The sequence below is a fragment of the Xanthomonas sp. NCPPB 4467 genome, assembly GCF_041475665.2.
GTDB lineage: Bacteria > Pseudomonadota > Gammaproteobacteria > Xanthomonadales > Xanthomonadaceae > Xanthomonas > Xanthomonas dyei.
Genome location: NZ_CM191260.1, coordinates 3,277,556 through 3,290,321, shown reverse-complemented (window position 1 = coordinate 3,290,321; position 12,766 = coordinate 3,277,556). Strand labels below are relative to the sequence as shown.

General features: G+C 57.4%; 14 protein-coding genes and 2 tRNA genes. 14 read left to right on the top strand and 2 right to left on the bottom strand.

Going from position 1 to position 12,766, the window contains the following annotated elements:
• Nucleotides 1–2 precede the first annotated feature (2 nt).
• Nucleotides 3–428 (top strand): type IV pilin protein, encoded by a 426-nt coding sequence (locus tag ACCQ06_RS14475; protein ID WP_228323017.1) that lies wholly within the window; start codon nt 3–5, stop codon nt 426–428.
• Nucleotides 429–582: 154 nt separating this feature from the next.
• Here ACCQ06_RS14475 and ACCQ06_RS14470 read toward each other — a convergent pair.
• Nucleotides 583–659: transfer RNA gene (locus ACCQ06_RS14470), tRNA-Asn, on the bottom strand.
• Nucleotides 660–717: 58 nt separating this feature from the next.
• Nucleotides 718–1,254 carry a GspH/FimT family pseudopilin gene (locus tag ACCQ06_RS14465; protein ID WP_316686601.1) on the bottom strand — a complete coding sequence of 179 codons (537 nt, stop codon included), beginning with the start codon at nt 1,252–1,254 and terminating at the stop codon, nt 718–720.
• A 149-nt stretch (nt 1,255–1,403) separates the two neighbouring features.
• Between ACCQ06_RS14465 and uvrB the strand changes: the two genes are divergently transcribed.
• The 13 genes from uvrB (at nt 1,404) to ACCQ06_RS14400 (ending at nt 12,703) form a co-directional block, all read left to right on the top strand.
• On the top strand, nt 1,404–3,425 hold the full coding sequence (uvrB, locus tag ACCQ06_RS14460) for an excinuclease ABC subunit UvrB (protein ID WP_316686600.1): 2,022 nt from the start codon (nt 1,404–1,406) through the stop codon (nt 3,423–3,425).
• Nucleotides 3,426–3,521: 96 nt separating this feature from the next.
• Nucleotides 3,522–3,596: transfer RNA gene (locus tag ACCQ06_RS14455), tRNA-Val, on the top strand.
• A 273-nt stretch (nt 3,597–3,869) separates the two neighbouring features.
• Nucleotides 3,870–4,097 carry a hypothetical protein gene (locus tag ACCQ06_RS14450; protein WP_316686599.1) on the top strand — a complete coding sequence of 76 codons (228 nt, stop codon included), beginning with the start codon at nt 3,870–3,872 and terminating at the stop codon, nt 4,095–4,097.
• Nucleotides 4,098–4,205: 108 nt separating this feature from the next.
• Nucleotides 4,206–4,448, top strand: a complete 243-nt coding sequence (locus ACCQ06_RS14445; protein ID WP_228325154.1) for a hypothetical protein — start codon at nt 4,206–4,208, stop codon at nt 4,446–4,448.
• Nucleotides 4,449–4,484: 36 nt separating this feature from the next.
• The gene (locus ACCQ06_RS14440) at nt 4,485–6,158 is read left to right on the top strand and encodes a type IV secretory system conjugative DNA transfer family protein (RefSeq protein WP_228325155.1); all 1,674 of its coding nucleotides are present in this window, start codon (nt 4,485–4,487) and stop codon (nt 6,156–6,158) included.
• A gap of 349 nt (nt 6,159–6,507) precedes the next feature.
• The gene (locus tag ACCQ06_RS14435; RefSeq protein WP_228325175.1) at nt 6,508–6,918 is read left to right on the top strand and encodes a TcpQ domain-containing protein; all 411 of its coding nucleotides are present in this window, start codon (nt 6,508–6,510) and stop codon (nt 6,916–6,918) included.
• 129 nt (nt 6,919–7,047) lie between these two features.
• Entirely contained in the window at nt 7,048–8,055 is a 1,008-nt protein-coding gene (locus ACCQ06_RS14430; protein WP_372364381.1) for a VirB8/TrbF family protein, read from the top strand.
• Nucleotides 8,052–8,819: a TrbG/VirB9 family P-type conjugative transfer protein gene (locus ACCQ06_RS14425; RefSeq protein WP_228325157.1), complete on the top strand. Its 768-nt coding sequence runs from the start codon at nt 8,052–8,054 to the stop codon at nt 8,817–8,819. Before ACCQ06_RS14430 ends, ACCQ06_RS14425 begins: the two co-directional genes overlap by 4 nt.
• Nucleotides 8,816–9,985 (top strand): TrbI/VirB10 family protein, encoded by a 1,170-nt coding sequence (locus tag ACCQ06_RS14420; RefSeq protein WP_316686598.1) that lies wholly within the window; start codon nt 8,816–8,818, stop codon nt 9,983–9,985. The genes ACCQ06_RS14425 and ACCQ06_RS14420 overlap by 4 nt, the downstream gene beginning before the upstream one ends.
• 5 nt (nt 9,986–9,990) lie before the next feature.
• The gene (gene virB11, locus ACCQ06_RS14415) at nt 9,991–11,040 is read left to right on the top strand and encodes a P-type DNA transfer ATPase VirB11 (protein WP_005996067.1); all 1,050 of its coding nucleotides are present in this window, start codon (nt 9,991–9,993) and stop codon (nt 11,038–11,040) included.
• Nucleotides 11,041–11,102: 62 nt separating this feature from the next.
• Entirely contained in the window at nt 11,103–11,927 is an 825-nt protein-coding gene (locus ACCQ06_RS14410) for a lytic transglycosylase domain-containing protein (protein ID WP_316692607.1), read from the top strand.
• 58 nt (nt 11,928–11,985) lie between these two features.
• Nucleotides 11,986–12,399, top strand: coding sequence for a TrbC/VirB2 family protein (locus ACCQ06_RS14405; protein WP_228325158.1), 414 nt, complete (start codon nt 11,986–11,988; stop codon nt 12,397–12,399).
• Nucleotides 12,392–12,703 carry a VirB3 family type IV secretion system protein gene (locus tag ACCQ06_RS14400; RefSeq protein WP_228325159.1) on the top strand — a complete coding sequence of 104 codons (312 nt, stop codon included), beginning with the start codon at nt 12,392–12,394 and terminating at the stop codon, nt 12,701–12,703. Before ACCQ06_RS14405 ends, ACCQ06_RS14400 begins: the two co-directional genes overlap by 8 nt.
• Nucleotides 12,704–12,766: the final 63 nt, after the last annotated feature.

The following is a 12,766-nucleotide window of genomic DNA, read 5'->3' as shown; positions in this document are numbered from 1 at the left end:
TTATGTACGGTATTAATCACTTTAAATCTGAAATAGGCCCGCGAAAATCGTCTGGTTTCAGTCTGATGGAGCTGATGATTGCGGTTGCAATCATCGGTATCCTTAGCGCGATTGCCATGGCCAGCTATCAGTCTTCTGTCGTCAAATCTCGCCGTTCGGCTGCAGCTGCTTGCCTTCAAGAAGGTGCGCAGACGATGGAGAGGTATTACACCACGAAGATGACTTATGCGGGCGGAAGCATGGGGGTATGCAGTAGCGATATCTCAAACTTCTACACGCTTTCTTCAGGAACTCCAGGAGCTACGACCTTCACGCTGACCGCTACCCCTACCGCTAAACAGAAGGATCCGACATGCGCCACGTTGTCGATCGACCAGAAGGGTGTGCGAACTGCGTCCGGTACAGGGGGGGCCTCACAATGTTTCTGATGGCGTGACTAGCACGATATTGCCCGAAGCTCGCTAAGGGCTGCTTTTGATTAAGTAGATTTTGTGCAGGCTAGTGTGCTTTGACCTGCGCGCATAAGCGATACGGCCTGGCTAGGTGCAAAAAAAAGACCTCTAGCGAGGTCTTTTTTAATTCTGGCGCCCGAAGTTGGACTCGAACCAACGACCCCCTGATTAACAGTCAAGTGCTCTAACCGGCTGAGCTATTCGGGCGGGGAGCCAAATTATAGGGAGGGTAATTCGTCTGCGCAACCCCCCCCCCTTAGGATTTTCAAGAAGAGGGGCAGGGGAGCACTGGGGTATGCCTCTGCGCGCGCGCGCGGCCGGCCATGCTGACGATCACTTGAGTGTCTAGATAGCTGCCGCGGCAGATGTTGAAGGTGGCGTTAGTTCCTTGTGCGGTGCCTAATGAGTCGTAGCGGACCTGTGTGCGTCCGATGGTGGTGCGAATGCTGATTGTTGAGCTGGCTCTCGTCGTTAACGCTGCGATGATGTCGCTGGCACGGTCTGGCTTGCGGTTCCCATCAGGGTCTGTATAGACAAGCCAGCCTCTAGTCCAATCGTGGCTCGCCATGCAGCTGTTTGAAGCGGTACTCGGGCACACCGCAACGCTGCTGCCCAGTGCAATCGATGCCGATCTGGCCAGGGCCAGATGGGCGGAGAGTTCAGCAGTGGCGGCGCGCGCCTGATGTCGTTGGCGTAGTTCGTTGAGAGAAGGCAGCGCGATAGAGGTAGCGACGGCAAGCACTGCTAAGACAAGCATGCTTTCGATCAGATTGAACCCGGCTTGGCTACATAGCTGGCGCATGGAGTGGCTCCCATCTCGAGTTGCTCAAGCGTCGTTCGCCTCCGGGGACAGCGGGATCGGTCTACCGCTGAGGGAAGGGTGGGAAAACCACAAACATCACCGTCATCCCCCCATCGCTATACTAAGTGGTCGTTTGAAGGTGCCGCTCCATGACCGACCGTTTTGAGCTCGTGTCCCCGTACTCTCCGGCTGGCGACCAGCCGGCGGCCATCGACAAGCTGGTGGCCAACTTCGAGGCTGGCCTGGCCAAGCAGACCCTGCTGGGGGTGACCGGTTCGGGCAAGACCTATACCATCGCCAATGTCGTGCAGCAGGTGCAAAAGCCCACCTTGGTGATGGCGCCGAACAAGACGTTGGCGGCGCAGCTGTATGGGGAGTTCAAGTCGTTCTTCCCCAACAATGCCGTCGAATACTTCGTCAGCTATTACGACTACTACCAGCCCGAAGCCTACGTGCCGTCGTCGGATACCTTCATCGAGAAGGACAGTTCGATCAACGAGCACATCGAGCAGATGCGTCTATCGGCGACGAAGACCTTGCTGTCGCGGCGCGATTCGCTGGTGGTTGCCACGGTATCGGCGATCTACGGCCTGGGCGCGCCGGAGGACTATCTGTCGCTGCGCCTGATCCTGTCGGTGGGCGAGCACATCGATCAACGTCAGTTGATCCGCCATCTCACCGATCTGCAGTACACCCGCAACGAATTCGAGCTCACACGCGGCGCGTTCCGTGTGCGTGGCGAGGTGCTGGATGTGTTCCCGGCGGAGTCGGACACCGAAGCCTTGCGCATCGAATTATTCGACGGCGACATCGAGCAGCTGACCTTGTTCGACCCGTTGACCGGCGAAACCCTGCGCAAGCTGCAGCGTTACACCGTGTATCCCAAGACCCATTACGCCACCACGCGTGAGCGCACGCTCAGTGCGGTCGACACGATCAAGGACGAACTGAAGGAGCGGCTGGAGCAGTTGTATTCGCAGAACAAATTGGTCGAAGCGCAGCGTCTGGCGCAGCGCACCCAGTTCGATCTGGAAATGATGGCCGAAGTGGGTTTCTGCAACGGCATCGAGAACTACTCGCGGCATCTCACCGGCAAAGCGCCAGGCGAGCCGCCACCGACACTATTCGACTACCTGCCACCGGATGCGCTACTGGTGATCGATGAGTCGCACGTGACCATTCCGCAGATCGGTGCGATGTACAAGGGCGACCGTTCGCGCAAGGAAACGTTGGTGGAATTCGGCTTCCGCCTGCCGTCGGCGCTCGACAACCGGCCGTTACGCTTCGAAGAGTGGGAGGCGCGTTCGCCGCGCAGCATCTATGTGTCCGCGACGCCTGGTCCTTACGAGTTGCGCGAGTCTGCCGGCGAAATCACCGAGCTGGTGGTGCGTCCCACGGGGTTGATCGATCCGATCGTGGAGATACGCCCGGTCGGCACGCAGGTCGACGACCTGATGTCCGAAGTGCACGAGCGCATCAAGCTCGGCGATCGCGTGTTGGTCACAACGCTGACCAAGCGCATGGCCGAGAACCTGACCGAGTACCTGAGTGAGCACGGCATTCGCGTGCGCTACTTACACTCGGATATCGACACAGTCGAGCGCGTGGAGATCATTCGCGACCTGCGTTTGGGCAAGTTCGATGTGCTGGTCGGCATCAACCTGCTGCGCGAGGGTCTGGACATGCCGGAAGTGTCGTTGGTGGCGATTCTGGATGCGGACAAGGAAGGCTTCCTGCGGTCGACCGGCTCGTTGATCCAGACCATCGGTCGTGCCGCACGCAATCTGCGCGGCAAGGCAATTTTGTATGCCGACAAGATGACGCGCTCGATGAAGGCTGCGATCGACGAGACCGATCGACGTCGCGAGAAACAAGTGGAGTACAACCTCGAACACGGCATCACGCCGAAGTCGGTGGCGCGCCCGATCTCCGACATCATGGAGGGCGCGCGCGAGGATGCGGCCGAAAAACGTGCCGGCAAGGGGCGGTCGAAGTCGCGTCAGGTTGCCGAAGAGACACCCGACTATCGTGCGATGAAGCCTGCGGAAATTGCCGGCAAGCTCAAGAGCCTGGAGCAAAAGATGTACCAGCACGCCAAGGATCTGGAGTTCGAGGCAGCGGCGCAGATGCGCGACCAGATCCAGAAGTTGAATGCGGCAAGCCTGGGGTAGGGCGGAGTGACAGGCGAAGCGCAGACAGGGCTTGTGGTCGGCAAAACCCTGCGCTAGAATGCGCGCCCTGCACAGCGCAATGCTGGCGCAGGATTCGGGCGGTTAGCTCAGCGGTAGAGCACTACCTTGACATGGTAGGGGTCACAGGTTCGAACCCTGTACCGCCCACCACTCCAAGTCCAGATGGCACGGCGACTTGAGTGGTTATGTGATCGGCAGGTATATCTGCTACTTACCTGAGAGTGACGTGCTCAGAAGCCGCTTCAGCTTTGGCGCGTTTCTGATCAAGTCCTCGGCGAGCAACTCCAGTTTCTTATTTGCCGCGACCAGGCACATCTGATCGAAAGTCCGTCCATCGGCCAGACTTGTCGACTGCGCAATGATCTAGCGAACCCCGGCAACCCCATGTAGATGCACCGCATGGCTCGACGAGGTGGCGGTGGCATGCGAAAAGTCGCAGGCGCGGACCGGCTACTGGCAGTGCAGCCCGACTTTTGCCACGCGGCCCGCCTGATGCCGCTGCGCAGCCGTTGGCTCGCGATGCCGCTCAATGGCCCGGCATCTGCGATGAGCGAAGCCAATGCTGGCAGCAGTGGAACTGTCAGCCAGCGCGTGTTTGTCTGTCGTCGCACGACGGAAGGGCAGAGCCAAGTTCATCACCTCATGTCCTGAGGCAGGGCCGCCCGACTTGCGTAGTCACGGGAAGCAGCCGAAACCGCTTTCTCCGTCACACGTCTTGCTTTAGCATCTCTTCCGCGCTGACGGAAAGGAAGGCTGGCGATGGACGAGTATCAGCACACCGTGCTGACCAGGGGGGGGTATCGCATCGTGGCGATTACGCGCGACGAGGTGTATGCACCCGATGCGGTGGTGGCATATGCGGTGGTAACCGATACGGGAACGCGAATAACGCCGGATCTTTCCTTGGATCAAGCCAAGGTGTGGATCGACTCGCTCGTCGAGAGTGAGAGCGGGGGCCGCAAGACGGACCTGATTGACCACAAGCCTGTCGTCCGTCGCTAGAACGCCGTCCAGATGCAAGCCTAGGGAGAAGGGCGCATGTCCAAAACCAAAATAATCGCGATTGCCACTGCGGTGGCAGTGCTCGCCGGATATCTGCTGTCCGGCTACGTGACCCTGCGACTGCTGCGGCTCGATACAAGCCTTTACAGCTGGGACACCTATTACCGCTACTACAGCGCGCTGGGCTTGCCGCAAGTTGCCCCCTATGCCACCAAGATCAAGATGGCAGGGGCCATCGGCTTCGGTTTCCCGGCGCTGGTTTGGGTCATCGGTATTGCTCTTGCGCTTAAGCCCAAGGCGCCCGCGCTGCACGGCGATGCGCGCTTCGCCGGGGCTGCCGATCTCTCTAAACACGGCCTATTCAAGCCAAGCGGGAACGGCATCGTCGTCGGTAAGTTCAACGGCAAGCTGGTGCGTCTGAGCGGGCAGCAATTCGTGATCCTCGCCGCACCGACGCGCTCAGGCAAGGGTGTGGGTGTGGTCATCCCGAACCTGCTTGAGTACCAGGAGTCGATCGTTGTCCTGGACATCAAGCAGGAAAACTTCGATCTGACCAGCGGTTGGCGCGCCAGCCAGGGACACGAGGTGTTTCTCTTCAATCCGTTTGCGGAAGATCGGCGTACCCATCGCTGGAATCCCCTGACCTACGTGTCGAACGATCCCGCCTTCCGCGTGTCGGACCTGATGAGCATCGCGGCGATGCTGTATCCCGATGGATCGGACGACCAAAAATTCTGGGTCAGCCAGGCGCGCAATGCGTTCTTGGCCTTTGCGCTTTACTTGTTCGAGAACCAGGACGAAGAGCTTGCGCTCGGCTTTCCGGGCGGGGCAGGCGCTCCCACGCTGGGCGGAATCTACCGCCTGTCGTCGGGCGACGGTAGCGATCTCAAGAAGTACCTGAAGTCGCTGTCCGAGCGCCGGTTCCTCAGCAGCAATGCCAAGTCGGCCTTCGCCAACATGCTGTCACAGGCGGATGAGACCTTCGCGTCCATCATGGGCACCCTGAAAGAGCCACTCAACGCGTGGATCAACCCTGTGCTGGATGCGGCCACCAGCGCCGACGACTTCCTGCTGACGGATCTGCGCAAGAAGAAGATGACGATCTACATCGGCATCCAGCCGAACAAGCTCGCCGAGAGCCGTCTGATCATCAACTTGCTCTTCAGTCAGATCATCAACCTCAACACCCGCGAGTTGCCCAAGTCCAACCCCGAGCTCAAGTACCAGTGCTTGCTGCTCATGGACGAATTCACCTCGATCGGCAAAGTCGACATCATCGCAACGGCAGTAGCCTACATGGCCGGCTACAACATCCGCCTGTTGCCTATCATCCAGAGCATGGCGCAGCTGGATGCGACCTATGGCAAGGACCTGTCGCGCACCATCATCACCAATCACGCCCTCCAGATTCTGTACGCGCCGCGCGAGCAACAGGACGCGAACGACTACTCGGAGATGTTGGGCTACACGACGATCAAGAAGAAAAACATCACCCGGGGCAGGGAGACAACCCGCAGCGTGTCGGAAGAGCGGCGGGCATTGATGCTTCCCCAGGAACTCAAGGCGATGGGCAACGAGAAGGAGGTCTTCCTGTACGAAGGTATTCCGCATCCTGTGAAGTGCGACAAGATCCGCTACTACGAAGATAGGTACTTCACCGCGCGGCTGCTGCCCAAAACGGATGTGAAAACGCTTTCCATCAAAGTGTGATATCCATCGCACATTGGCTGCAGAGATGGATGGGTAATTCTTGACTCATGTGTCCGTTAAGGGCAAAGTTACCCGGAATTTCTGCATTGTTGATTTTTTGTTAAGGGGGCGGCGCCGGACGGGGTCGTATAGGAGTAAAGCTATGGATGGTTCTTCGGTGTACTCATCTTCTTCGTCTGCGCATATGCGCTGCACTGCTTCGCCCTTTGGGGCAGGTCATGTGCGCCTCGCGTTTCCAGTCGGTTTCTCAAAGTACTCGCTGCTCCGCCACCTTTAGGTGCGCGGGGCCGCAGTGCTGTCCATCATTAAGCCCGAAATTTCCTGAGTTGGAGAAGTCAGAGTGAATCCGATGTATGTGTCCAAGCTGTCATTGGTGTTAGCGGCTGCCGTGTTGGCTGGCGCCTGCGCGACCAAGCCTGCTCCTGACTTTGGTGGGCGCTGGAAGCACGTCAATCACTTTGACGAAGCTCCGACCGAAATTCCTCTTTACACCTCCTACACGTATCAGGCCACGCCGATGGATGGCACGCTGAAGACGATGCTGGAACGTTGGGCCGCGGACTCCAACATGCAGTTGTCCTACAACTTGCCGTCGGACTACACCCTGATTGCACCGGTTTCCAATATCAGCACCACCAGCGTGCAGCAGGCCGCAACTGAGCTCAGCGCGGTGTATGCCGCGCAAGGAGTGTCGGTATCAGTCTCTGCAAACAAGTTGCTTGTACAGCCCGTAGCGGTATCAACCGGATCCAAGCTTTAAGGAAGCGTCGACTGATGCGATGCACCTGTGGCATCACATTTGCAGGGACGTCTATGCCTCCCAAATGCCCGCAACTCATCGCGGCAACAGTTTCAGGCCTGACAAGGCCCCACGGTGACGGATCTAGACATGTTGCGTAAGAAGGTCAGTGAAAAAGATGGATCTGCCCAAGTCGGGGCAGCCGTCCAGAAAGCAGTTAATTACGAGGTCAGCATCGCTGATCTTGCGCGCCGCAGTGAAAAGCGTGCGTGGATTGTGGCGACCTTGTCGATGGTGGTGACGGTCATGACTGCAGGCGGCTATTACTACATGCTGCCCTTGAAGGAGAAAGTGCCTTACCTGGTCATGGCAGACGCCTATTCGGGAACAAGCACTATCGCCAAGCTTGAGGCGAATTTTGGCGGGCGTACGATCAGTACGAGTGAGGCTTTGGCGCGCAGCAATATCGCACGCTTCATTATTGCCCGCGAATCATTCGATTTGTCGATCATCGGTCAACGTGACTGGAATACCGTGTCAGCAATGGGCACGACAAATGTTGTGAACGAATATCGTGCACTGCATTCCGCAAACAATCCGCTACGGCCGCTGAATACATACGGCAAGCTTCGCGCAGTCCGCGTCAATATCCTGAGCATCACGCTGATCGGCGGGAAAGGACAACCTTATAAAGGTGCGACCGTGCGCTTCCAGCGCACCGTATATGACAAAAATTCGACAGTTTCCACTCTGCTCGATAACAAGATTGCGACCATGGGATTCGTCTATCAGGACAATCTGGAGATGAGTGATACCCTGCGCGTCGAAAATCCCCTGGGATTCCGGGTGACAGATTATCGGGTCGATAATGACTACTCCTCGCTGCCAGCAGCGCCGGCCGCCGGTGCCATCATCAACGGGCAGCCTCAAGCGGCGGCCCAACAGCCTGGCATGGGCGTTGTTGATCCCAATGCGGCAAATGTCTCTGGTGCAGTCCCGCAAATGGGCGTCCCGCTTCAGCAAGGAGCCATGCCGCAGGGTGGTGTGCCGCAACAGCAAGCACAGCCAGCGTTTCCCGATCAGATGCAGCCGCCAGGTCAGCCTGCGATTCAACCCCAAGGGACGCCGAATAATGTCAATGGAGCAAGCGGTCGATGAAACTCTTTAATCGGTACAGGGCTGCGTTATTTTTAGCGCTGCCACTTGCACTATGTGCTTTTTCAGTAGCGGCGCAGGTGGTTCAGGAATACGAATATGCGCCTGACCGTATCTATCAGGTGCGTACGGGCCTGGGGATTACCACTCAGGTCGAGCTTAGCCCGAACGAAAAAATTCTGGATTACAGCACCGGGTTCACCGGTGGCTGGGAACTTACCCGGCGCGAGAATGTCTTTTATCTGAAGCCAAAAAACGTCGACGTCGACACGAACATGATGATTCGTACGGCGACGCATTCCTACATCCTTGAGCTCAAGGTGGTTGCAACAGATTGGCAGCGCCTCGAGCAGGCGAAGCAAGCGGGTGTCCAATACAAGGTCGTGTTCACCTACCCGAAAGACACTAGCTTCAACAACGTCGAAGATGCAGATGCATCGAAGAAAGGTCCATTGTTGAATGCAAAGATCCTGAAGGATCGTCGTTATTACTACGATTATGATTATTCGACACGTACCAAGAAATCCTGGCTGATTCCAAGCCGGGTTTATGATGATGGCAAGTTCACTTACATCAACATGGATCTGACGCGGTTTCCGACCGGGAATTTCCCAGCGGTCTTCGCTCGAGAGAAGGAACACGCTGAGGATTTTCTCGTCAATACGACGGTGGAAGGCAACACCTTGATCGTGCATGGGACCTATCCTTTCCTGGTGGTTCGCCACGGCGATAATGTCCTCGGTCTGCGAAGGAACAAGCAAAAGTGAACTCGAATATTCCAAACGACCAAGACGATCGTTCCCCGAACAATCGCGGGGAAGAGTCGCGAAACGGCGAGTACGATGAGCGCAACAATCCATACTTTGCGCGTCAACAGGCAGGTGTCGCGCCTGACCTGGATGCTAATGAGCCGGTACTGCGCTCCAGCGACATCAAGCGCCTGAATCGTAAGGCGCTCGTGTTCCTGGCTGCCATCGCCGCTCTGCTGATTCTCGTCATCTTCTGGCTGGCGACGCAAAGTGGGGATGATTCGGCACCACCGAAGCCGCGAGCTGAGACTGTCGTGGCGCCCGCGCTGCCACAAAATATGACTGCGCCCGTCGAAGAGGCGCCCGTGCCCCTCGCGCAGCAGCCAAGTCTGCCGCCACTGCCGCCGATGCCGACTGACGACAGCGGAGACTCTGGTTCTGCGCCGGAACGTCAGCGCGGTCCTACATTGTTGGAGCGTCGAATCCTCGCCGAATCCGCTGCGAACGGCGCAGGCATGCCCGGTCAACCTGGTGCGCCAGCTACGCCCGGAGAAGAGGACACTGCTATCACACTGGCGAAGCCGATCAGCAACCCAGATGGTTTATTGGTGCGTGGTACGTACATTCGCTGCATTCTCGAGACCCGAATCATTTCCGATTTCGGTGGCTATACGTCGTGCATCGTGACTGAGCCGGTGTACTCCATCAACGGGCATAACCTGCTGCTACCGAAGGGCTCCAAGATGCTTGGTCAGTATGGCGCTGGAGAGCCAACGACACGGCGCCTGCAGGTGGTCTGGGATCGCGTTACCACGCCGACCGGCCTGGATGTCACGCTCGTTGGGCCGGGTATCGATACGTTGGGCAGCGCTGGCCATCCGGGCAACTACAACGCACATTGGGGCAACAAGATCGCATCTGCCCTGTTTATCAGCATGCTGAGCGATGCCTTCAAGTACGCAGCTGCCGAATATGGTCCAGAGACGACCACAATTGGCGTTGGCACCGGGACCGTCACTCAGCAGCCATTTGAAAGTAATACTGCACGCAGCATGCAGCAGCTCGCCGAACAGGCAGTTGAGAAGTCTGGGCGTCGTCCTGCAACCTTGACGATCAATCAGGGCACCGTATTGAACGTTTATGTTGCCAAGGACGTCGATTTTTCGGCGGTCCTGCCGAAGTGAATGATGTGGCTGCCATGACGATCGATGATTCCCCGACGGCGCGTATCTCCAACGACTTCCTGGATTACCAGTACTCAGTGCTGGGAATCCTGGATTACCTGAATTCGCCTGACGTGACCGAAATCTGCATCAATCGTCCGGGTGAGCTGTATCTTGAGACGATTCATGGGTGGCAGCGGGTTGATGTGCCGTCCCTTACCTACGACCGTGCTCGGCAGTTTTGTACGGCTGTCGTCAATGAGAGCAATACCGGCCAACGTATTACCGACGCCGACCCGGTGGTGTCGCTGACTTTTCCGACCGGGCAGCGTGCGCAGTTCGTGATGCCGCCAGCATGCGATGCCGGCAAGGTATCCATTACGATCCGGCTGCCGTCCAAGCACACGAAGTCGCTGGAACAGTACAAACACGACGGTTTCTTCGACGAGGTGCTGGAGCAGTCGGCGGATGTCAGCGACCATGATCAGGAATTGCTGGAGTTACGCCGCAAGCGTGACTATGCCGAGTTCTTCAAAAAGTGCGTGTTGTACAAGAAGAACGTGGTCGTTGCTGGAGCGACTGGCAGCGGCAAGACCACTTTCATGAAGGCGTTGGTCAATCATATTCCGAACGAAGAGCGCCTGGTGACCATCGAGGATGCTAGAGAGCTGTTCATCAGTCAGCCCAATTCCGTGCACCTGCTGTATTCGAAGGGCGGGCAGAGCGCCAGCAACGTGACTGCCAAGAGTTGCATGGAAGCATGCCTGCGCATGAAACCGGATCGCATCATCCTGGCCGAGTTGCGCGGCGATGAGTCGTTCTACTTCATCCGTAATTGCGCTTCGGGACATCCGGGTTCCATCACCAGTTGCCACGCCGGCAGTGTCGAGCAGACCTGGGATCAGTTGGCCCTGATGGTCAAGGCATCGAACGAAGGCTCTGGTCTGGAGTTCGAGGTGATCAAGCGGTTGTTGAGAATGACCATCGACATCGTGGTTCATATCAAGGCGCACGCGGGGCGCCGGTTCATCACCGGGATCGACTTCGATCCTCTGAGAACCTTGCGCGGCGGTTGAGAGGTCAATTCTTTCGTTGGGGCTGGTTTGGTTTTGCAAGGAGTAATGACATGTTGCCTGGCATGGAACTGATGGGGTGCACTGGACTTGCTGTTCCTGGCGAGGTGATGCAGCACGTTGTCCGTGTCGAGTCGTCGCGCAATCCGTATGCCATCGGTGTGGTTGGCGGGCGGTTGGTACGTGAGCCGCGGGGTCTGGCTGAGGCGGTCGCTACTGCCAAGATGCTCGAACAGAAGGGCTATAACTTCTCCCTTGGGCTAGGCCAGGTCAACCGCTACAACCTGCAGAAATACGGGCTCACCAGTTATGAAATGGCATTCGACAAATGCCCCAATCTGGTCGCTGCGTCGAGGATTCTGGCGGAGTGTCATTCGCGCTCTGGCGCTAACTGGGGCAAGTCGTTCAGCTGTTACTACTCCGGCAACTTCGAGACCGGCTTCAAACATGGTTATGTCCAAAAGATCTATGCATCCATCCGCCAGTCGGTAGCATCTTCCGGCCCTGAGCCCATTGCGGTTGTGCCAACGCGCCAAGTGCAGTTACGGCCTGCCAATCCGCTCAAGCAGGCGGCTGCCGAATTGGCAGATGCGATTGTGGCGCGTCGTATTCAGGATCTATCTGGGGCGGGCAACACAGTGGCTTCACCGTCGGGGCCTATGCTATCGGCACCGTCAGCGCCTTATTCTCTGCCGAGTCGGGCCACTCCTGTGGCTCCGGCGGCGGAGAACGAGTTGTATGTGATAAAGCCGACAGGCCAGGGGCGTGGGGTAGCGTTGCCCGCCGTCGCACCGCAGATCTCGACGCAGACTGATCAACCCGCAAATCCCGTCTCCGTGCCGCGTGCACCACAGACGGCTCAGCAAATTGATAGTGCATTTGTTTTTTAGGATGGAAGATCGCCAAGGATATGGCTGCTGGACCCCCTCTGTTCCCAAGGAGTTTGACATGAAGTTTGAAATCGACAAGAAGACAATTGCAGAGGCCAAGATGGTTGGCACTCAGGCGATGAAGGCGTTGGTGTTCGTTTCGCTGCTGATGGTGGCAGGTGGTGTTGGTGCGGCTGATGGAAACGGTCTCGCAGATACCGATACGCGCGTGTGCGGCTTTCTGAACAACGTCACGAAGCTGCTGAATATGGGCTCGATCGCAGTGGTCACCATCGCGGTTATCGTGGCCGGGTATCAGATCGCTTTCGCACACAAGCGCATCTCTGAGGTGTCCCCGATCCTGATCGGCGGCGTTTTGATCGGTGCTGCCGGCCAGATTGCCAACATGATCCTGCAGAATAAGGATGCAAACGCCGGAGATTGCTCGGGAATCGGCGCTTCGTTGGTACAGATCGCTCAGTACTATGCATAAAGACGTACTCTTCCGCGGCTGCACCCGCCCTGCGATGTTCTTGGGGGTGCCCTACATCCCCTTCTTCATTGGCGCGGGCGGTGGCCTGCTGTCGGGGATGTACTTCGATCTTTGGTTCCTGTTGACGATTCCCGTCATCATCTTCGCCATGCAGCAAATGGCGAAGCGAGACGAGATGATTTTCAGGTTGCTGGGATTGCGATGGCTTTTTCGCATGCGTGCTCGAAACCTTCAGCGTTATTCGGGGATGTGGGTGTTCACTCCTAACGAATATCGCAAGAGTCCCCCGGGGAAATCGCGATGAGCATGTGAAAACGTCAGCCAACCCCACGCATTCAATCTGCGTGGGGTTGGTGTTTTAAATAGT